Annotated in this window: 21 protein-coding genes; 10 read left to right on the forward strand and 11 right to left on the reverse strand. The window is 46.1% G+C overall.

What is annotated here, in order from left to right:
• From HUK38_RS15250 to HUK38_RS13155, 5 genes are all read left to right on the forward strand, one after another.
• The coding region (locus tag HUK38_RS15250) for a hypothetical protein (RefSeq protein WP_238787659.1) at positions 1 to 219 on the forward strand (219 nt) is incomplete at its 5' end.
• Positions 173 to 2020, forward strand: coding sequence for a methyl-accepting chemotaxis protein (locus tag HUK38_RS13140; RefSeq protein ID WP_182584790.1), 1848 nt, complete (start codon positions 173 to 175; stop codon positions 2018 to 2020). The genes HUK38_RS15250 and HUK38_RS13140, both read left to right, overlap by 47 nt.
• A gap of 69 nt (positions 2021 to 2089) precedes the next feature.
• A complete protein-coding gene (locus HUK38_RS13145; RefSeq protein ID WP_182584791.1) occupies positions 2090 to 2956 on the forward strand; it encodes a CheR family methyltransferase in 867 nt (288 codons plus the stop codon).
• A gap of 52 nt (positions 2957 to 3008) precedes the next feature.
• Positions 3009 to 3608, forward strand: a complete 600-nt coding sequence (locus HUK38_RS13150; RefSeq protein ID WP_182584792.1) for a chemotaxis protein CheD — start codon at positions 3009 to 3011, stop codon at positions 3606 to 3608.
• 32 nt (positions 3609 to 3640) lie between these two features.
• Positions 3641 to 4723, forward strand: coding sequence for a protein-glutamate methylesterase/protein-glutamine glutaminase (locus HUK38_RS13155; RefSeq protein WP_182584793.1), 1083 nt, complete (start codon positions 3641 to 3643; stop codon positions 4721 to 4723).
• A gap of 41 nt (positions 4724 to 4764) precedes the next feature.
• Here HUK38_RS13155 and HUK38_RS13160 read toward each other — a convergent pair whose 3' ends face one another.
• The 11 genes from HUK38_RS13160 to HUK38_RS13205 form a co-directional block, all read right to left on the reverse strand.
• Positions 4765 to 5706, reverse strand: a complete 942-nt coding sequence (locus HUK38_RS13160) for a DNA-methyltransferase (RefSeq protein WP_182584794.1) — start codon at positions 5704 to 5706, stop codon at positions 4765 to 4767.
• A 20-nt stretch (positions 5707 to 5726) separates the two neighbouring features.
• Positions 5727 to 6155 carry a hypothetical protein gene (locus HUK38_RS13165; RefSeq protein WP_182584795.1) on the reverse strand — a complete coding sequence of 143 codons (429 nt, stop codon included), beginning with the start codon at positions 6153 to 6155 and terminating at the stop codon, positions 5727 to 5729.
• Between the two features lie 70 nt (positions 6156 to 6225).
• Positions 6226 to 6438, reverse strand: a complete 213-nt coding sequence (locus HUK38_RS15430) for a type II toxin-antitoxin system HicB family antitoxin (protein WP_182584796.1) — start codon at positions 6436 to 6438, stop codon at positions 6226 to 6228.
• Positions 6439 to 6453: 15 nt separating this feature from the next.
• Positions 6454 to 7959 (reverse strand): exodeoxyribonuclease I, encoded by a 1506-nt coding sequence (gene sbcB / locus HUK38_RS13175; protein ID WP_182584797.1) that lies wholly within the window; start codon positions 7957 to 7959, stop codon positions 6454 to 6456.
• Between the two features lie 135 nt (positions 7960 to 8094).
• The gene (rplS, locus tag HUK38_RS13180) at positions 8095 to 8439 is read right to left on the reverse strand and encodes a 50S ribosomal protein L19 (protein WP_182584798.1); all 345 of its coding nucleotides are present in this window, start codon (positions 8437 to 8439) and stop codon (positions 8095 to 8097) included.
• Between the two features lie 343 nt (positions 8440 to 8782).
• Positions 8783 to 9556, reverse strand: a complete 774-nt coding sequence (gene trmD, locus HUK38_RS13185; RefSeq protein WP_182584799.1) for a tRNA (guanosine(37)-N1)-methyltransferase TrmD — start codon at positions 9554 to 9556, stop codon at positions 8783 to 8785.
• A 98-nt stretch (positions 9557 to 9654) separates the two neighbouring features.
• The gene (gene rimM / locus HUK38_RS13190; RefSeq protein ID WP_338065422.1) at positions 9655 to 10173 is read right to left on the reverse strand and encodes a ribosome maturation factor RimM; all 519 of its coding nucleotides are present in this window, start codon (positions 10171 to 10173) and stop codon (positions 9655 to 9657) included.
• Entirely contained in the window at positions 10154 to 10417 is a 264-nt protein-coding gene (gene rpsP, locus HUK38_RS15260) for a 30S ribosomal protein S16 (RefSeq protein ID WP_238787660.1), read from the reverse strand. Before rpsP ends, rimM begins: the two co-directional genes overlap by 20 nt.
• Positions 10418 to 10556: 139 nt before the next feature.
• Positions 10557 to 11087: a chorismate--pyruvate lyase family protein gene (locus tag HUK38_RS13195; RefSeq protein ID WP_182584801.1), complete on the reverse strand. Its 531-nt coding sequence runs from the start codon at positions 11085 to 11087 to the stop codon at positions 10557 to 10559.
• A 201-nt stretch (positions 11088 to 11288) separates the two neighbouring features.
• Entirely contained in the window at positions 11289 to 13730 is a 2442-nt protein-coding gene (locus HUK38_RS13200; RefSeq protein WP_182584802.1) for a response regulator, read from the reverse strand.
• A gap of 71 nt (positions 13731 to 13801) precedes the next feature.
• Entirely contained in the window at positions 13802 to 15883 is a 2082-nt protein-coding gene (locus HUK38_RS13205) for an EAL domain-containing protein (protein WP_182584803.1), read from the reverse strand.
• Positions 15884 to 16370: 487 nt separating this feature from the next.
• Between HUK38_RS13205 and HUK38_RS13210 the strand changes: the two genes are divergently transcribed.
• The 5 genes from HUK38_RS13210 to HUK38_RS13230 form a co-directional block, all read left to right on the forward strand.
• Positions 16371 to 16721, forward strand: coding sequence for an Hpt domain-containing protein (locus HUK38_RS13210; protein WP_182584804.1), 351 nt, complete (start codon positions 16371 to 16373; stop codon positions 16719 to 16721).
• Positions 16722 to 16805: 84 nt separating this feature from the next.
• On the forward strand, positions 16806 to 18359 hold the full coding sequence (locus HUK38_RS13215) for an XrtA system polysaccharide chain length determinant (protein ID WP_182584805.1): 1554 nt from the start codon (positions 16806 to 16808) through the stop codon (positions 18357 to 18359).
• Between the two features lie 84 nt (positions 18360 to 18443).
• Positions 18444 to 19355, forward strand: a complete 912-nt coding sequence (locus HUK38_RS13220; RefSeq protein WP_182584806.1) for an XrtA-associated tyrosine autokinase — start codon at positions 18444 to 18446, stop codon at positions 19353 to 19355.
• Positions 19356 to 19503: 148 nt separating this feature from the next.
• Complete coding sequence (locus tag HUK38_RS13225; protein ID WP_182584807.1) at positions 19504 to 21015, forward strand: TIGR03016 family PEP-CTERM system-associated outer membrane protein; 1512 nt, start codon at positions 19504 to 19506, stop codon at positions 21013 to 21015.
• A gap of 24 nt (positions 21016 to 21039) precedes the next feature.
• Positions 21040 to 21927 (forward strand): XrtA system polysaccharide deacetylase (locus HUK38_RS13230; RefSeq protein ID WP_238787662.1); only part of this gene is annotated, 888 nt, incomplete at its 3' end.

The raw sequence follows: 21927 nt of genomic DNA on the forward strand, positions 1-21927 counted from the left end.
ATCTTGATTAATTTTATAAAAGGTATGCCCGGCTTGATTGTTCATTCATCATTACAAGGTGCGATTTACTATTACTGGATAGTTGAGTATTGTTGTAAACTATCGCCCTACCATATCAACTTAGCTGATATAAACTGGCAAATACTCAATATAAATAGAAAAGGATTAATTTATGTTGGCGACAATCGGTATCGGAAAAAAGTTAGCTTTTGGCTTTAGTATTCTTATTGCTTTACTCATTATTGTGAGTGGATTTGCATTCTTTACGATCAATCATGAACTGACTGCTTTTACTCAGTATCGTGACACGGCAGATAAAGCAAGTGCGTTGGGGCAAATGCAGGCGAGTATGTTAATGGTGCGTATGAGTGGAAAAATGTTTCTGTTACACAAAGGTGATAATCAACACAAAACCGCTTTTGAAAAATATGCTGCTGAAACCCATCGTCAGATTAACGAAATTGCACTAACTGTCCATGATCCTGAGCGCACTGCAAATCTTATCAATGCTGGTGCATATATTGAGGCTTATGAAAAAGCGTTTGAGATTGTGATTAAACAAACACATGAACGCAACCGACTTGTTGATGAAGTACTTACAACACTCGGTATTAACATTAGTAATAAATTATCGCAATTGCTAGACACCACTCACCATACGCAGAATACGGAAATTGCTACTAAAACCTTTTTTGCGTTGCGTAGTTCATTGACAGGACGCATTTATGTCCGTGCTTTTATTGATCAAAGTACGCCAGACAATGTGGTACGCTTTCGACAAGAATGGCAGACGTTTAATCAACATTTAACTGAATTAAAAGACTTGCTGCATGACACAGTTCAATACCGATTATTCGATGAGGTTTTACAACTCACGAATCAGTATTTGACAAATTTTAATCAATTAGCCAAGGTGGTTGAAGGTCGTCATCAAATCGTTTCTGGCACACTAGACGTTTTAGGTCCGGAATTTGCCATGTTTGTTGATTTGGTAAAGAATTCGTATATTAAGGATCAAAATTCAATTGGACCCAGAGTACAAGCGGATACACAACGTGCCGTCGTAATTATTTCGCTTTTATCGGGTTTTGCATTCGTATTTGGCATTATTATCGCCTTGGTAATTATTCAGAGTATTCTCGCTCAATTAGGCAAGGATCCACTGGTGATTGCCGAAGTCACACGACAGGTTGCGAATGGTCAATTAGTAATTGAATTTGACATGCATCATTTACGCGGTGTGTACAAAGATATGCACAATATGGTTGAACGGCTGCGTCAAATTGTAAATGAAGTGCGTGTCGGGGCTGATAATTTGTCTTCAGCATCTACTCAAGTCAATGCCACCGCTCAAGCATTAAGTCAAGGTGCTAATCAACAGGCGGTGAGTGTCGAAGAAACGACTGCCAGCATTGAACAATTGAATGTATCGGTGCGGCATAATACTGATAATGCACAAGTGACCAATGCAATTGCAAAAGGATCAGCAGAAGCAGCACAACGTGGTGGTGAAGCGGTAATGCGCACTGTGAATGCGATGAAAGAAATTGCGAATAAAATTCGTATGATTGAAGACATTGCATATAAAACAAACTTGTTAGCATTAAATGCGGCAATTGAAGCAGCCCGCGCCGGCGAACATGGTAAAGGCTTTACCGTTGTTGCGGCGGAAGTGCGTAAATTAGCAGAAAATAGCGCCGTGACAGCGCAACAAATCAATCAGTTGGCGACTAATAGCGTTACAATTGCTGAACAGGCCGGATTAGTTTTAACACAAATGGTGCCAAACATTATTAAAACCGCCGATTTAGTTGAAGAAATTACAATGGCATCTGGTCAACAAACGCAGGGGATTGTACAGGTGAGTGAAGCAATGGTGCAATTGGATAAGGCAACGCAGCAAAATGCCTCGGCTTCCGAAGAATTAGCCGCCACAGCGGAAGAATTGAGCGCTCAGGCAGTACAATTACAAAAAACGATGGATTTTTTTAAGATTGGCATTGAAGAGTATTCAACTTAGGTTAAAATACTTATTAAAATAATTGCATTTAGTTAAGCAATTAACATTTATTTTATTAGGGTAATATTCATGTGGAAACCGAATCCCGAACCGACAGCGTCGTCATCCTATGCACGTCTGACGGCGGCGCTTGAGGTAGAACCGATTTCTGACCAGGCCTTTGAACGATTTCGTCAGTTTATCTATGAAAAAGCTGGAATTAACCTAGCACCACACAAACGGCAATTGGTGAGTTCACGCTTACAAAAACGCCTGCGCCATTATGGACTGCAAAGTTTTGATGCGTATATTGACTTATTGTCACAACCGGGTAAAGAAAGTGAACGACAACAATTAGTTGATTTATTAACCACTAATGAAACATATTTTTATCGTGAGCCGGCGCATTTTGAATTTTTAATGAACGAGATTTTGCCGCAGTGCCGCGGAAAACCGCCGCGTATTTGGAGTGCTGCGTCTTCTTCAGGTGAAGAAGTTTATACGTTAGCAATGATTTTAGCCGAGCGTTACGGCAATAGTGATTGGCAAATATTAGGATCAGATATTAGTTCTAAAATGGTGACAACGGCACGTCAGGGGCTTTATCCGCTGGATCGCGCCAGACATTTACCGGCGGATTGGTTGAATAAATATTGTCTAAAGGGTGTGCGCGCTCAAGCTGGCAATTTGTTAATTGTTCCTCAGCTCAAAAGTCGTGTCCGGTTTGAAGAACATAATTTAAAGTTAGCACGCAATGATGGACGGCAATTTGATATTGTATTTTTACGCAATGTGTTAATTTATTTTGATCTCCCAACCAAACAATTGGTGCTCAATGGTATTACCAATTCAATTCTCCCCGGCGGCTATCTATTTATTAGTCATGTCGAATCTTTACATGGTATTAAAACATCGTTGGAACCGGTGCGCCCTTCTGTATTTCGCAAATCAGCATAACGAATAGGCGTATTACTATGCACAATTGCATCATTTTTTTCACGACTGGGATATGAATAATTTCCCTACATCTGTGCCGACAGTTGAGAAAAAAATCCTGCATCCCGGGGAATATCATGTCGCCCGTCATCCGGCGGTATTATCCACTTTATTAGGGTCTTGTGTCTCTGTGTGTTTATATGACCCGGCGATTCGTTTAATTGGGATGAATCATTTTTTATTGGCGACACAGCACCCGGCGGCCGAGTCCATTTTAGAATCTGATGCTGGGCGTTATGGCATGGGGGCCATGGAACTGTTAATTAACTCAATGTTAAAAAAAGGGGCGCGCCGCGAGCGATTGAGAGCAAAAGCCTTTGGCGGTGGTAATGTATTGGCAACACATTTAGAGGATTTACCCGCCCGTTTCAGCATTGGCAAAATCAATATGGAATTTGTACAACGCTATTTGCGTGAAGATGGCATTCCATTAGTGGCGCAGGATTTGGGCGGATCAATTGGGCGTCATATTCGTTTTGAAAGTGAAGATTATTCGGTGTATATGCGCCGCATTCCAATCCGCAGTGCCGCACAAATTGCTGTGAAAGAAAAGCATTACTTTGAAAAAGAATTGAAAACACAGCAAGAAAAAAAGAATGTGGATTTTTGGTAAAGTTGATGCGAGAATAATAGGCAGTACGGTGCATGACAATTAAAGTTTTTGTTGTTGATGATTCGGCAGTGGTGCGACAGGTATTAACCGAGCAACTGAATAGTTTTGGTAATATTCAAGTCATTGGCAGTGCGCGTGATCCGATTTATGCGCGCAAAGCGTTTGATACGCAATGGCCGGATGTCATTATTTTGGATATTGAAATGCCGCGCATGGATGGCATTACGTTTTTGCGGCAGTTAATGAAAGAGCGCCCGACGCCGGTGATTATTTGTTCAACGTTGACTGAAAAAGGTGCGGAAGTGACCATGCAGGCGCTGAGTGCCGGCGCGGTTGACATCATTACCAAACCGAAAATGGCATTGCGGCAATTTTTAGAGGAATCAAAAACCCTGCTCGGTGATGCGGTCAAGGCGGCGAGTTATGCGCGATTGGATAAGCTCGCCGCCCCGCTCGCTAAACGCCCCGCCGATGCCGTGATTGCCGAGCGCAGCCCGCGACCGCTGGTGGCAACCACCGACCGCGTGGTGGCGATTGGCACGTCCACTGGCGGGACCCAGGCGCTAGAGTATATCTTAACGCGACTGCCGCGCACCACACCGGGCATAGTGGTGGTGCAGCACATGCCGGGGCAATTTACCGCCGCGTTTGCCGCACGGTTAAACAGTTTGTGCGCGGTTGAGGTGCGCGAAGCCCGCAGCGGCGAGCGGGTTTTGAGCGGACAGGTGTTGATTGCGCCGGGCAGTGCGCACCTGTTATTGCGGCGCAGCGGCGCACAATATGTGGTCGAAGTCAAGGACGGCCCGCTGGTCAGCCGTCACCGCCCGTCGGTGGATGTGTTATTTCGTTCAACCGCGCAAGCCGTCGGCGCTAATGCGGTCGGTATCATTATGACGGGCATGGGCGATGATGGGGCGCGGGGGTTATTAGAAATGCACGAGGCGGGGGCGCTGACCATTGCGCAAGATGAGGCGACTTGTATTGTGTACGGGATGCCGAAAGAGGCGGTTAAATTGGGCGCGGCGGATGCGGTCATTGGATTGTCGGAGATTCCCCGTGTTATTCAACAAGCGCCGTCGCGGGCGGTGTATTTACATACAACAGGGCGGTCTTAATTGCCAAAAATCTATTCAGCGATTGCCCGCGTTGTATTGCGTTATTCGTGTAATCTATCAAATAACGACGCCGCGTAATTGTCAGGTTTAATGGTCAGCGTTCTTGTGTCAATATCTTCAGCAGTCTTCGGCTGCGTGTAATACGCAGTTAATTGCGTCCAGTCTTGATCGCGCAACGTGATGATTTGATCTAAATAAATACTCACCCAACTCGCGCCCAGTTTGGAATGAAACTGTTCCTGAGTCAATTTAGTTGACGCAATGGTGGCGTATTCCTGATCTAATTCAAATCCAATAAATTGTCGGCCTAACCGTTTTGCCGCAATAGCCGTCGTGCCGGTGCCGGAAAATGGATCCAGCACGATGTCGCCTTCATCCGTTGCCATTAACAAGATTCGTTCTAATAAATGAATTGGCAATTGACACGGATGCGCATCGCGGTATTTATGATGTTTGATGCGGTGAATATCCGTCCACACGTCAGATAATAGCGGCCCAAATGGGTGCAGCAATGATTTTTTCCCGCCGTAATCTTTATGCAAAATCTTGCATTTTCGACAGCGTTTATGTGGATAGCGTATTTCGTAAAACTTATGCTGTTTAATGTCTTTTGTGTAAAACAAAATGCCGTAATGCGCGGGCTGTAACGTCTTGCCCATTGGTGAAGTCGGCGCATCCCAACTAATCCAATGGCGAAACTGGGCAGTTTGATTTAATACGGCGGTGTAATAGGTCAACCATTTCGGGATATTGTGAATGAAAATAGACCCGCTCGGTTTGGTCACGCGCACCATTTCATTTAACCACCGCTCGCACCAATTCAAATATGCTTGAAGCGCCAGGCGGTCATTCGTGCTGTGATATTTCTTGTTTAAGTTGAATGGTGGGTCGGCAAAGGTGATGTCAATACTGTTGTCGGGAATGGACTGAAAGAGTGTCAGGCAATCGCCCTGCGTGATGCGGTTGAGATATTGGTCAAGCATTTTTAATGACTTTGGCGTGGTTATGACCGCGCCGTATGATCGGCTTTTTCAAACGCAAGTAATTCTTTTAATAACTGGTCACACGCCGCTACGCTCTGCCGGTAGCCATCGCAATCAATTAAAAAATTGTACCGATATTCTTCAGCGCAAACGGTAATGACTTGCAACGCCATCAGGTATTGAGTCTTATCAGTTTTGAATGCGGTATTAGCAATCACCTCTTCCAACAGTTTTTGCAGTTTATGCGTTCTGCTATACGCGCCGAATTGACTTTTTGTTTCCAATACATGTTTAAACAACAGTTCAAACATGTGCTGATAATGCAAACATTCAATTGAACAATCTTGGATGTCGGCGGTAGTTAATAGATCGAGTGCGACCGCGTGTTGCCACGCTTTACCGCCTAAGTTTTCAACATTTTTGAAATGCTGGAGTTGTTCCGGATACATGTTTTGATTAGAGTTTACTGCCCGTATTTATCATGTGTTTAATTCACATTTCTAATGCCAGATCAACTGTTTAAACATACATCAACTTGCCACGCGGTTCAGGAATTGATCGCCCCATGTTTTGCGCCGTTTCAATCCATTCTTGAATGACGATTTCGGCATGACGGAATGCTTCTTGATCGCTTGCACCATCCGCCATTGCGCCGGGCAGTTCTGGGATTTCTGCAATATAAGCGTTGTCTTCATGACTCCAATAAATGATAATTTCGTATTTCGAGTTCACAATGACAAGCAGCCTTTAATCCCCCGCATCCATCACCTGTTCGGCCCACAATTCCAGCGCATCTAAAATCGCCGATTGCGTTGAATCATTACCGCATTGCTGGCGGCAGCGCATAATTTCCGCCAAATAATAATCAATTGCTGTTTCATCATTTGCCACCGGTGCGGTGAATTGTTCAAAGCGCCACGCATCCCACTCTTCGCGCTCGATTTCATTTAATGATTCCGGCCAATTGCGCGCCCGATAGCGAAATAACAAGGTCGGCAGGCGTTGATCTTTAAATCGAAATGGGTGCGTCGCTAATTGCTCAGGCGTCATCGCCCGCAACCGCTCAAATAATGCCGTATCAATTGCGGGTAAAAAGCCGCCCGAATACAATGCTAATTCGGGATCAATTGCCGTCGCTGCTGCGGTATTAGATTGCGCATACGCCTCGCGCAATTTAAGTTGCACGGTTGGTAATAATTGCTGCAACCGCTGCGCATGTAATTCAACTAATGTACGATCAATTGCCCAACGCTCGGCGGCCGCGGGCGTGAGTGTATTCAACGGCGCGACCATTGGCACGGTATTGGTGCGCAATTGTTTAATTGGAATGCGCAAGTGCGGCGGCTGAGAATGCGCAATTAACCGCTGCCGGATGTCCGCGACGGACAAATCCGCCAACTCGGCCGGATCGTGGCGCAAATCAAACACCTGCGCGGCGTTGGGATTTTCAGACAGCCGCCCCAGCGCCAGCACCGGTGCAATGCAGCCGTGTTCGGGCGGGTAACTGCCGGAAACGTGCAGGAACGGGGCGGGTTTGTCGGCGAACGTGTTGACAACGTCCTTGTCACGCAACGTCAGGGCGTAGGTGAATAATTTGGGCTGCGTGGTTTTGAGCCGTTTCGCCAGCGCGAGGGTTAAATGCACATCCACCAGCGCGTCGTGCGGGCGACCAGTCGGCACAATCGCGTTGGCCTGGCACAGGTCAACCAGTTTGAACGAGGTGCGCCCGTCCACTTGCGGCCATTCCAGACCGTCCGGCCGCAGCGCGTGTGCCAAGCGCATCACGTCAATTAAATCCCAGCGCGAGTTGCCGTTTTGATAGGCGTGCGCGTAGGGATCGTAAAAGTTGCGGTAAAACAACATTCGCGTCACTTCGTCGTCAAAATGGCGGGCGTTAAAACCGACGCTGCACGTCCCCGGCCACGCCAATTCGTGACGAATGCGGGCGGCAAATTCGGCTTCGTGGCACTGGTGCGGCGCGGCGGCGCTGTCACCGTCAAAATGGTGATTTGCCACCGCGCACTCGGCCGCCCCTCGCGCCGTATTCCAGTAGCGGTGCGGCGTCAACCCGTTGGTTAAACACGCCTCCGGCTCGGGTAACAGCTCATTCGTCGGGCGGCAAAATAGCACCAGCGGCGCACCAATCGGGTTCAACTCCGCATCGGTGCGCACCCCGCCAAACTGACACGGGCGCCTCCGCCACGGATCCCTGCCCCACGTTTCGTAATCGTACCAGTAGAAAGTTTCAGTCATGCCTAGCCACCAACGGTTGAGTTCGCGCTGAATCGTGACAGAAAAACTGCGGAAGGGGAATTTCCCAAGCTGGCGCGGCGGGTGGGTGAAAAATGCCAGCGTGGGATAGCCGAAGAAATGGGCAGGAAAGCGACGTTAGATTTTTTCTTTAATCCGCGCTGACTTACCCGAACGGTCGCGCAAATAATACAACTTAGCCCGCCGCACATCACCGCGCCGCTTGACCTGAATATCGGCAATCGCCGGGCTGTAGGTTTGAAACACCCGCTCCACGCCCTCGCCGTGCGAGATTTTACGCAGGGTAAAACCGGAATTCATCCCGCGATTGCGCTTGGCAATGCACACGCCCTCAAACGCTTGCAGGCGCTCGCGGTTGGCTTCAATTACCTTGACCTGCACCACCACCGTATCACCGGGGCCGAAGGCCGGCACCTCGCGGGTCATCTGTTCACGTTCCAATTCAGCAATGATATTACTCATCAGTTTTACTCTCCAAGGGTTGCCACATAGTATTCAATAAACTGTGCTTTGCTTAACATAGTTGAGGAATTCTCATCTACAGAGAACCATTTTGACAGTGCAAAAATCCGTCGTTATCCTAAGACTGGGTAGCATGTATTTTATGGCGATAACCAAGCCCGTGCTGCTCAATCACGCTCTTTAACAAGTTCGAGTATGCGGTTGCCAGCACGAGTTGCTGGCGTAAAACTTGAAACGCATCAAAGAGTTCGCGCTGTAAAAACATCCGTTTTTGCAGCCTTGGTAGATACACCCCAATCTTCGGACTGGCAGTTAAGCGTCACTGAGCATTGCTCACTAATGCTTAAGAAAAATGTATCGGTTGCGAAGCTGCCGCGCTGGTTGACTGTGCGGCAATAAATTCGTTTAACAAACTCCGTTCCGTCGCGCTCAACTCGCGCTGCGCCAGCAACGCCGGGCGTTTTAACCACGTCCGCCCGAGTGACTGCTGCAACCGCCAGCGCGCAATTGCTTGATGATCGCCACTCAATAGCACTGCCGGCACTGCTTGCCCATCAATTTCTGGCGGACGGCTGTAGTGCGGACACTCTAACAAGCCGTCACCGTGCGAATCAGTCTGCGCCGATTCTGCGTGACCCAGCGCCCCGGGCAGCAGGCGAATCACCGCGTCAATTAACACCATCGCCGGCAACTCGCCACCGCTGAGAACGTAGTCACCAATTGACCACTCCTCGTCCACGTCGCGCAGCAGCAGGCGCTCGTCAATGCCTTCGTAACGCCCGGCTAATAAAATCCACCCGCTGGCCGTGGCCAACTGCGCCACCGCCGCGTGATTTAACAGCCGCCCCTGTGGTGACAAATAGATCACCCGACTGGCGGGTGCTGCGGCCCGAGCGGCAGTGATGGCAGCGCGCACCGGGGCGACCTGCAAAATCATGCCCGGCCCGCCGCCGTAGGGACGATCATCCACCCGTTGGTGGCGGTCGTGACTGAAATCACGCGGATTCCACAGGTGCAACTCCGCCAGTCCCCGCGCCAGCGCTCGGGCAATGACGCCCTCTTCTGCCGTCAATACCCGAAATTGTCCCGGGAACAAGGTGATGACATCAAAGCGCATGGTGACAAAACTGGCGATGGGTTGGCGATCAATGAGCGGTCAGGGTTTCAAAACATTGGATAGCGGCGGCGGGCGGGCGGGCGATTGGAATGGTCAAATCAGAACTCGGGATCCCAGTCCACCCGCACCCGCCCGCGCTCAAAATCCACGTCTAAAATCACCTGATCCCAAATAAATGGCAGCAGGCGCTCGCGGTCGCCGTGAACGACGAGGACATCATTTGCCCCGGTGGTCAGCAAATGAGTCACCCGCCCGAGCGTGACGCCAGCGGCCGTTTCCACCGTTAACCCTTCCAGATCAACCCAGTAGAACTCATCCGTTGACGGCGGTGGCAGTTGCTGGCGCTCGATCACGATGTCCAACCCCACCAGCGCCGCGGCCTGATCCCGATCATCGCAGCCGTCGAGCCACGCAATCAGCCCCTTGTTGTGGACTTGACCGCTGCGCACTCGATAACTGCCGACGTCCTGATCGCCACGCCGCAATCGCCAGGGAGAATAGCGCAGGATGTTGTCACGCGGCGCGGTGGCGGAATGCACCTTCACCCAGCCCTGAATGCCGAACACCCCGGCGATTTTCCCCAGTGTAATCAGGCGATTAGGCGCTGACTGGTTCACCGAGCTTGGCGGCTTCTTGCAGCAGTTGGACAACGCGGGCGGTCGGTTGGGCGCCACAGCCGAGCCAGTGATTGGCACGCGCCCGATCCAGACGCAGGCGCTGTTCGCCACCGGTAGCGCGGGGGTTGAAAAAGCCGATGCGTTCAATGTAATGACCATCGCGGGGGCTGCGGATGTCAGCGACAACGATTTGATAAAAAGGGCGTTTTTTGGCGCCGCCGCGGGATAAGCGAATTTTAACCATGATTAATGATGTGTTCCGATACAGAATGACAGGGTAACAAGTGACGCAAATAAACTCGCTATCGTACCCGAGTGCGGTTGAATTGAGTAGCCCGGACGTGAAAAAATTACCCGCCCGCCCAAGTGTGCCAGCGGGGCGTTTAACGATAGCGTTCGATAGAAAAGGTTTCGGTAATTAAAATCACCGGCTGACCGGCAATAATAATGCGATAAGTGCGAAATACCGCGTGAATATCGTTAATAATAGCATCCGGTGCTGGCGCGGCAATACCAATCTCCATCACCTCGCGGTAACTTTCCATACCGCTATCCCGAATTAACGTGCCAATGCCTAATTCACGATCAATTAAACGCTGGCGGAAATGATCGGGAATTTTCGCGGTGCGAATCACCGAATACGCCTGCGCATATTGCGCATCACTAGTTGCCCCGCGCAATTGCACCTGCCGAATGAGAACCGCATCACCACATTGCACCGCAATGGCCGGAAATGCCGTGTCGGCCATAATGAACTCTTGTGACACGGTGACAACCTGAATGGGTTCCCAAAAATAGGCTTCCAACATTTTCGTGACCGTGCCATCTGTCACCAATAATGCGCGCAAAAAGGGCGGCAATGACTGTAATGGCAGCGATTGATTCGCTATGTTGGTCAGCAATAAATCACACATAAAATTGTGTTAAAACCGAAAATAAACTACATCTCGTTTTCATTATAAAATCCAATGCGTAGAATGTGCTAAAAACGCCGCACATCATTTAATGATACTCAAAATATCGTGCCACCACTGCAAATGATGCGATTCACCCGCTCGCCACATCTTAACTATGAGATGCCTGGATATTAAGCGAATAAATGCCGAGGTGCGCAATTAATTAGCGCCACTATTTGCTGATACAAAACGCATGAGCATTGCTTGAATTTGTTCCGCGCACAGCGGTTTTATTAAATGTTCATCCATGCCGGCGGCTAAACATGCCTCACGATCACTCGCCCGATCATTAGTACTCATCGCAATAATTGGCGTGCGTGACTGGGTATTATTTTCCATCATACGCAACTGCCGCGTTGCTTCAATGCCATCCATGTGCGGCATTCGCATATCCATTAATACCAAGTGGAAAAGGCCTGGGCGAAAATGCGCAATCGCATCTAGTCCGTTGTCAGCACAGGTGACTTCGTAGCCCCATTTGCGCAATAACGTTCCCACCAAATTTTGATTCACACTATTATCTTCGACCAATAAAACATGGCGCGGGGTACACGATAGTTCCGCCGGCCGCGCTAATAATTGTCCATGAGATGACTGCGAACGGATTGCAAATAACTGCGACAAGATTTGCCACAATTCATCTGGCGTTGGCGGACAAGTTAATATTGCTGCAATCTGATATTCACCGAGTTTGAATACCTGCTCCTGCGCCGTATCAGCAATTAACAAGACCACCTGCGCATTATCAAGCAACTGTTCGGCGAATAAGGTTCGTACCAATGCAAATCCATTCAATGACTGATGTGTGTTATCTATAATAAACACGCCGAATGCTTGGCCAAGCTCGCGGCGATGTCGCGCTAATTCAAGTATCTGTGCTGTAGTTGCCGCTGTCGCAACTTGCACTCCCCAATTGGTTAGCCAACTTTCTAATGTTGCTTGTGTTAATGGATGTACCGCCGCGCATAAAACTGGCACATTACTATTAAAACGCGGGCGCGCTATGGCATCAATTTTTCCTAATGGCACCGTAAAGAAAAAATCACTCCCAGCACCTTCTTCGCTTTCCACCCATAATCGGCCATCCATTAATTCAACTAATGATGTAGCAATCGTTAAACCTAAACCAGTGCCACCAAATCGGCGGGTGCTTGACGCATCTACTTGAGTAAACGCATGAAAAATACGCCCCAATTGATCGGCGGGAATACCATGGCCAGTATCACTCACTTGAATGGTCAGCAGCTCCTGATTATGATCGGTGGAAGCAATGGTTGCAAGTACCCGAATTTCACCCTCACGCGGTGTGAATTTCAATGCGTTGTCACACAAATTCATTAATATCTGGAGCAAACGATCTGCATCACCCAAACTTTGATTAGGAAAACTAGCGGGTAATGACCAGGCGACCGTGAGTCCTTTATGACTGGCTCGAGCAGTTATTTTTTTTAATAAAATAGCAATGGTCGCGTGAATACTAAACGGTTGACGTACAATCGCAATTCGACCCGCTTCAATTTGGGCAAAATCGAGAATGTCATTAATAATAGACAATAAATTTTCGGCTGAAGTGCGCACAATAGTCAAATAATCACGCTGCGTGGTACTTAATGGCGTATCTAATGTTAATTCGGTCATGCCAATAATGCCATTCATGGGGGTGCGAATTTCATGGCTCATATTCGCTAAAAATTGACTTTTAGCGCGATTGGCTTGTTCCGCTAATAATCGCGCTTGGCGCATTTCTATTTCGGCTAATTTTTGTGTGGTAATGTCAAAACTGGTGCCAACCATCCGTTCTGGTTGTCCCGCTTCATCCCGCGTAATAGCAGCATAGCAACGCAAATGGCGCACCTCACCATTCGGCCGGCAAATACGAAATTCACTATGAAACCGTTCACCTTGATTAAAAATAGTTTGTAAATGATGTAGAATAGGTTGCAAATCATCTGGATAAACGCGCTGAGTCCAGTCTTCAAAACAGCCGGTAAAGTCATCTGGTGCGACGCCGAAAATATCAAACATGTGTGCATCCCAATGCAGGCGTTGATGTTTAATATCCCACTCCCAAATGCCAATCCCTGCCGCTTGACTGGCTAATTCAAGCCGTTGCGTTTGACGGCACAAGCGTTCTTCAAATAAACAGGCGCGGGCGGCATTCGCTAATTTGCGGGTGACTGGAATAAAAGCTTGTTGAAAACTGGTAGATAGCATTCCAATTTCATGACTGCGCAGGAAAATAAGTAGTCCAAATCCTGTTAAACGAAATGCATGGACAACGCATTCTTCGTGTAATGAAACTAGCGGTGATTCATCGGGTTGTTGTAATAGTAACTGGTGGAGTCGCGCTGGTGGCCACTGGGCGCAAAACGTACTATAACAACGACTGCGGGGTAAGGTGCGTGGTAATAAACAGCTAAAGAGTTCGGTTTCGTTATAATCAGGGTCTTCAGCGGCTAATTGAACAATGACGCCGCCACTGCCATTCAGCAGGCGCAGCATTTCAACTAAAAAGCGCCGTAGCATCGTATCCAATTGGGTACTTTCGCCAACGGCCAGCATGAGTTCTAATAGCAGTTGTGATTCAACAGAAAAAGACATTGACAGTCGTGACGGTGTTGCGGGCGTGGTTTGTGGTTCGATGCAAGCAATTAAACTATAAACTCGTTAACTTAAAATCCGGGGCGTGAAAAGGTTTGTAATAGCATTATTAGATCGCGGGGGGGCATAGGTTTTCCAATGAGATAACCTTGAATTTCGGTCACACCTAGTGCCTCTAAAAAGTCGCATTGACGCAAGGTTTCAACCCCTTCAGCGATAATATTTAACCCGAGGGTTTGGCCAATTGCTGTCACAGCGCGCACAATAGCACGGTCTGCTAGAGCGTTGGTCACATTAATCACAAATGCGCGATCAATTTTAATTGCATCAATTGGAAATTTGAGCAAATATTCTAATGATGAATGTCCAATGCCAAAGTCATCAATGGCAATTTGAATATCAGCAGCTCGGAACCGTTGTAATAACGCAATGGCTGTAGCCGGTTCTTGCATTGCTAAACTTTCGGTAATTTCTAATTCAATTTCATTTGGGTTGGCGCCGGTTTCGGCAATTAACAACATGACACGATCAAAGAGTGTTGGTTCTAGAAATTGGCGCGGGGAAAGATTAATGCCGACACGCAATATAAGACCTTGCGCTGACCATTGTGCGCTTTGACGACAGGCTTCGGCTATAACCCAATCGCCTACGCGTGTGATTAACCCGGTGTCTTCTAAAACTGGAATAAATTGAATAGGTGAGACTAAACCACGCTCGGGATGATGCCAACGCAATAGTGCTTCAACTCCGACAATTTGTCCTTGTCTTAAGTCCATTTGCGGTTGATAAACTAAAAAGAATTCTTCATTATCTAATGCCCGATGTAAATCGCGTTCTAATGCTAATGCTTCGGATGAACGTGAACCAGATTGTTGATCGCTAGTGGCAAATGCTAAACCGCGTCCTTGATTGCGCGCTAACCGCTGGGCTTCTTGTGCCATTGCTAATAATTCATCGGCATCCGCCCCGTCATCTGGATAACGTGCAATGCCGACGGTATAGGTTAAAAAAGCGTCGGTATTGCCGTCTAAATAAAATGGTTGGCTGAGATTAGCCAATAGTGCATTAAAGCGGTCTAATGCGTTATCCTGGGCGGTGCAGCGCAATAAGATGCCGAATTCATCACCGCCAACGCGAGCAACGGCGCCGGGATTGGGAACTAATTTACCTAAACGGCCAGCAAATCGCCGTAGTAATAAATCGCCAGTGCTTTGTCCTAATGCGTCATTATGACGATGAAAGCGCATGAGATCAATAAACGCGACAAATAACATCGAGTGCTGGTCATCATCGCCATGTTGAATTTCGGTAATAGCATCACCAATTTGACGAATAAATAAACGGCGATTATTTAAGCCGGTTAATTCATCGTGTAAGGCAAGATAATCAGCCAATGCTTCGGCGCGCCGTGAATCAGTTAAATCTTGCAAAGCACCAAAAACTTGATCCTGATCGCGGACTTGTTTACCGCGTTCACCGACCATACGCACTACACGAATTTGACCATTCACACGCAGGCGCAGTTCAATATCAATGTGACTGGCGCCTTGTCGCACTAATTGTAGTGTGCGCTGCACTCGCCCTTGATCTTCAGGGTGAATGATATTAAAAAACTCATCCGAAGTGTGAATTTCATGTCCCACAATATCGCGTAATATACTCAAATCATCTGACCAATGGAGCTGGTCATTATTCAGTTGCCATTCCCAAAATAATAATTTAGACAAACGCCGGGCAGAATCTTGACGCATTTGATTGCGGCGTACTTCACGATTGAGAGCGCCCGCCCGCAGCGCATAACGTACCCGTTGAATGAGTAAAGTCCAGTTAATTGGTTTGAAAATAAAATCGGTAGCACCAACATCAAAAGCACGATCAATTGCACTAAAATCATCGTCAGCGGTTAGAATGATAATTGGCGTATCATCTCGGTCGCTGCGCCGAATTTCAGTACAGGCAGTGAACCCATCCATGATAGGCATTAATACATCAAGTAATACGAGCGCGGGATTATGTTGTTGAAATAGATTGACCGCCTCTACGCCATTGCTCGCTTCAGCGATATGGTAACCTTGGCGACTTAAAACGCCCCGCAACAGACTGCGGGTTGAACGGTCATCATCAACAACAAGAATTTGTTCAGGGTCAGCCACGAATGCGTTACCTTGCTACGGTTAGTGGATCATGCTATTTAGAGTGTAGGGTAAAACCGTTTCGTTTATATTATAGTTACGCATAATTGAGTAGAGCGTTTGAATTGTCATTTACTGAAAAATAAAATTTAGGTTTACTGAAAATCTTATCGTTTAATACATAACCTGACAGGTTATTTGTTGAATACAGCGTTCAGCGGGTGTAATACTCATTTGTTATCCCACTGAGTTTTATGCTACAATTTTTTATTATTATTTACAACGACGAAACTGACTATAAACGCGGTGTGACTGCGTGTGCCATTATTGCTGCTTAACGACAAGGAGGCTATGTTATGATAACAGGTTAATTCCGCCGTTAACTGAAACGTTTTGCAGGTTAATTCGTGAATAAAACACATGGCATCACCCCACGACAGTGCCGCGTTGCTACGTTCATGTTTAACGCAGATCATCAATACACTCAAACATATTGACATTTTTTAATATGGCACTCTTAGATTTAGACATCATCAGTGAATTACGCATGATTTTAGAAGATGACATTCATGCCGTTGCAACTCAATTCGCCGAACAATTGCATGAGCAGTTAACTGCCCTCCAACTGGCGCAGGCGGCTGAAGATTTTGACCAGATTAAACGTGTTGCGCATTTACTTAAAGGGAGCGCCGCCAACCTCGGAGCCACCGATCTAGCCACCGCCGCCGCTACCCTAGAACGTGCCGCCCAGCATACTGATATGACACAAATCACACCGTTATTGTTTACTTTACCAGAATTAGCACAGACAACCTTGATGGCGCTGCGTGACCTCGGGATAAATACGACTTCGATGTGATTGAACAGAATGATAATCATCGAGTCTCGCTATATTTATATCGTGCAATTGACAGTTTAATAATCAATAACTGATGATTAAATAATGCACGAACTATTAGCGCAAATTTTTGCCTACATGCGCGGCATGTGGCGTTACCGCTGGGTTGCTTTAATTGTTGCATGGGCGATTGCATTAGGTGGCTGGTATTTTGTCGCTAAAATGCCTGACCGCTATCAAGCATCAGCACGAGTATTCGTTGATACCAATAGCATACTTCGCCCTTTATTACAGGGATTAACAGTACAGCCTGATTTAGTCCAACGCGTTGATTTAATGAGCAAAATGTTGCTCAATCAAGAAACGCTCGATCGAGTTGCACGCGCAAGTGACATGGATGTGGGCATTAAAAATGATAACGAGCGCACCGCGTTATTAGCAAGAATTAAAAACAAAATTGCTTTACAAGGTGAACGTACCAATCCATCGATGTATTCAGTGACCTTCGAGCATACCAATCCGCAACAAGCCAAGCGGGTTGTACAGGCATTAATGGACATCTTTATAGACGAAGCCTTAATTAGCGATCAACGTGCGAGTTCAACCGCCAAGAATTTTCTCGATCAAGAAATTCAAGAATATGAAAATCGTTTAACGGAAGCCGAACGTAAGTTAGCCGATTTTAAACGTCAATATGTCGGATTAATGCCCGGTAGTGAAAGTGATTATTACGGCTCATTAGATAAACAAAAAACCGCGTTAGCCGATGCGGAATTAGCCCTGCGTGAAGCAATCCAACGGCGTGATGCAATGGCAGCCGAAATTGAATTACAAGAACTGGCATCTGAAACCAGTATGATTGAAAACACGGCGTCAGAAGAGGAACTAACTGATATAGTTAATCCACAAATTACTGCTCTGGAACAACGATTAAACGCCTTATTGTTGCATTATACGGAAAAACATCCGGCAGTGATTGATTTGCGGCGCTTAATTAAAGAGTTGCGTCAACAACTCGCCGCTAAAGCACCCGCTAAAAAGGCATCAAAAGAACCTAGCACAATGTCGGCAGACACGGTTTATGGCAGCTTAAGGGTGGCACTCAGTGAAGCCGATGCGCAAGTTGCCGCATTAAACGCCCGTGTAGAAGATCAAACGAAAAAAGTTGAAAACCTCTCTGGCAAGATTGATAGCATTCCGAATATTGAAGCCGAATTAAAACGCTTAAATCGGGATTATACAACCGTTGCCGCACAATACGCCGAGTTAATTGGACGGCGTGAGACAGCCCGCTTATCACAGCAGGTAGAAAAAACATCAGAAGGCGTCCGATTTCGAGTGATTGATCCACCGGCAGTGCCGTCAAAACCTTCAGCACCAAATCGTAAAATTTTTAATATCGCTGTACTCATAGTGGCAATAGGTGCTGGCATGGCATTAGCGTTATTAATTGATTTATTACGTCCTATTTTTGATGATAGCCGGACACTTTATCGGCATACGCATTTACCCGTTTTTGGCGTCGTAAGTTTTTTAGAAACCCGCGACAAAATCCGTCAAAAACGATTGACATTAATTCCATTTCTCTTGCTCACTATTGGCTTATTTATCATGTCAGCCGCCGTCATGATATTACCTTTATCGAGTTGGGTGCGCTAAATTAGCACCGGGCAAAATAGCATGAACAGTATTGAACGAGCGATAGCCAAACTCCAACCGGCTATACCGCCCGCGGCGCCATCAATGACACCACCAGTGGAAAAAACTACAAATGTTCATCACCTTGAACCAATAGTCTCCACACCACATGAAACGCAGTCTTGTACCCATGTATCCAAGCCAGAAAAACAAAACATTAATGACACTCGTTTGGCAGGTGGCTTCGAACATTTACAATTAGAACAGTTGTATGCTAGTAAATTATTAACCTTTCCGGCACGCCGTTCAACCTTAGCGGAAGAATGCCGTTTAATCAAACGTCCGCTATTAGCTAATATTGATAGGAAAGGTGCCGATATTGCGGATAACGCCAATTTGATTATGGTGACAAGTGCGTTGCCAAATGAAGGCAAAACCTTTACTGCGATCAATTTAGCAATGAGTATTGCCGCAGAACGTGATCGCACTGTGTTATTAGTTGATGGTGATGTAGCCCGCCCATCAGTTGCCAGTCGTTTGAATATTCAGAATCGTGCCGGATTTATTGATTTATTGGAAGGTACTTATGAAACCGTTGCGGATGTACTGGTGCATACCAATATTCACAATTTTCGACTCATTACCGCGGGACGGTTGCATGAAGGCGCTAACGAGTTATTGGCAAGTGAACGTATGACTACTGTAGTTGATGAATTATCATCACGCTATCATGATCGTGTCATTATTTTTGATTCACCACCGCTATTGGTTACGACAGAAAGTGCAGTATTAGCAAGCAAAATGGGGCAAATTATGTTAGTAGTTGCAGCAGAACAAACGCCGCAATATGCTGTCGTTGATGCCATCAGCCGTCTGGGTGAAAATCAAATTATTGGCCTGATTTTGAATAAATACCGTCCCGGGCTCGGCAATCGTTATTACGGTACAAACTATGGCTATAAGGATCATCGATTAATGGGTGATGTGGAAAAATCACCATTGATAGAGAAAGAATGACATCCGCGCACTGTTGGTTATTTTGCTTAAAATTTTTCTGAGAAAAAACTTACTATAGATTTATCAGTCAAAATGACTGTTTAATAAAAGTACACTAAAAATGCTATCAGCAATATTAACTACAGTCAACTTTTATTGCCCTCTCCTTGTGACTAAAGCAATTTTATTTGTTTATCTTGGGGTATTGCTCAGTTGTGTGGCGCCGCTAACCAATGCAGGCGAATGGCAACTGACACGGCAAGTTAATTTGGAAACGGTTTATACAGACAATTTATTTCTTACTATCGCTCCTAGCACCCAACAAAAACAACAAGATGCTTTTATTGTAAGTTTAACCCCCGGTATTGTATTGACTGGTAAAGGCAAAAACGCCGAACTTGATTTGGCCTATTCAACCCAATACTTGAGGTATTCAACAGCTGATATTGACCCGCAGTTGTATCATCACCTGCAAGCAAATAGTCATTTTGAATTAGTTGCAGAACACTTGTTTCTTGATGCGCACACATCAGCTGGGCAAAGTCAAATCAATACACAGGCTATTTCGGGGGCAGATGCGAGCAGCCCAACTGGCAATGTACAAAATGTTTATATGTACAGCATTAGTCCATCCTATAAAAGCCGTTTGAAACAATGGTTAGAGCTATCACTTCAATTTGAAACAAATGGGGTGATCTATACCGACGGCGATCAATTGGCAAAGGATGATATGTCACCTGTTAATCAATTAGCGCCAACCAAAGATAGTCATGCTAATCGCGGCAGTTTAGAATTGGGCAGTGGACCCATATTGAATGATGCCGCCATTGGCTTACAATTGGAAACAGAAAAGCAAAACACAGATAACAGCCAATTTAATTCTGCCAATTTGCTCTATGGGCAACAACTCAATACACATTGGCGATATGACAGCTTAATTGGCTATGAAGATAATGACTATGCTACTAGTGATGTGACAGATGAAACCCATGGTTTAGAATGGGAAACTTCGACCACTTGGATGCCAAGCAGTCGCACCTCATTAAAGGTGGGTGTTAATGGTCATTATTTTGGTATTGCACCGTTATTAGAATGGGAACATCAGCAGCAGCGTTCTAATTGGACTGCCAGTTTTGTGCGTACTTTAACAACCACACATAATGAACAATTAAAATCAAAAGCGTTTCAATTTACTAACGGGCTAGGTGAACAAATGACGCCAAACACCAGTGATCCTAACTTTTTATCATCTAATCAATTACAGACATCTGATAATCAGGTATTCGTTGCTAATAATTTTAATACAAGTTATGCGTTACAGTCCGGACGCAATCTGTTTGACATTGCACTGAATTATAGTGTGCGCGCATCTACAAGTGATCAACAAGAGAGCAAAACATGGCGTGGTAGTTTGACATGGACACGGCGCTTAAATACAAAAACAGCATTAAACTTGGCTTTAGATTGGGATCAAATTAGCGAAACTAACTCTTTTACAGAGTCAACAACCAATGTCCTCAATAATGAAACTAGCGACCGCACGACACGTCATGCAGAAATTGGTTTTGTACGACAATTGACGCGCCACACAGGTGTTGGTTTATCTTATGGATTGCGTAAAGACACCGAATATACCGAAAATCGAATCATGTTAGGGTTGCAATCGCAATGGGATCGTTAGCTATTGTTAAGGATAAATATGATAATGCAATTGCAAAATACTACACCTTTGCGAACAGTTATACGCAATGCCATGACAGTGGATGTCGAGGATTATTTTCAAGTCTCTGCTTTTGAAAAGCACATAGCGCGTGATCGCTGGGATTATTTGCCGTGCCGAATTGAACGCAATATGGATTTGATTTTAAAATTATTTGATGAAACGCAAATTAAAGCGACTTTTTTTGTTTTAGGTTGGATTGCTGAACGTTACCCAAACATGATTCGTCGTTTGGTCGATGCAGGTCATGAATTAGCTAGTCATGGCTATGAACACAAACGTATTATTTATCAAACGCCGTTGGAATTTCGCGTTGATATTCGTCGCACTAAAGCATTGCTTGAAGACTTAGCTGGAGTTGCTGTTATCGGTTATCGGGCGGCGAGTTATTCGATTAATCAAGATAATCAATGGGCGCATGAGGAACTATGTGCGGCTGGATACTTATACAGTTCAAGTATTTATCCTATTCGCCATGACCTCTATGGTATTCCTAATGCACCGCGCTTTCGTTATTTTCCAATAGTAAAAGAACCAGGTTTTAGTGAAATTCCCATTAGTACGGTTGAGTTATTCAAAAAGCGTTTTCCCTGTGGCGGTGGTGGTTATTTTCGATTATATCCCTATGCAATATCACAGGCGGCAATTGCGCGAGTTAATCAATACGAACAGCAGCCAGTTATTTTTTATTTTCATCCTTGGGAGCTTGATCCCAATCAACCACGTCAATCGGGTATTAGCATAAAAACCCGGTTTCGTCATTATTTCAATCTCCATCGCATGGCACAACGCCTGCGTCATTTGTTAGCAGATTTCTCTTGGGATCGTATGGATCGTGTTTTTCTTGGTTCTGTGTCTATACACCCCTGTGTC

The organism is Thiospirillum jenense, from assembly GCF_014145225.1.
Classification (GTDB): domain Bacteria; phylum Pseudomonadota; class Gammaproteobacteria; order Chromatiales; family Chromatiaceae; genus Thiospirillum; species Thiospirillum jenense.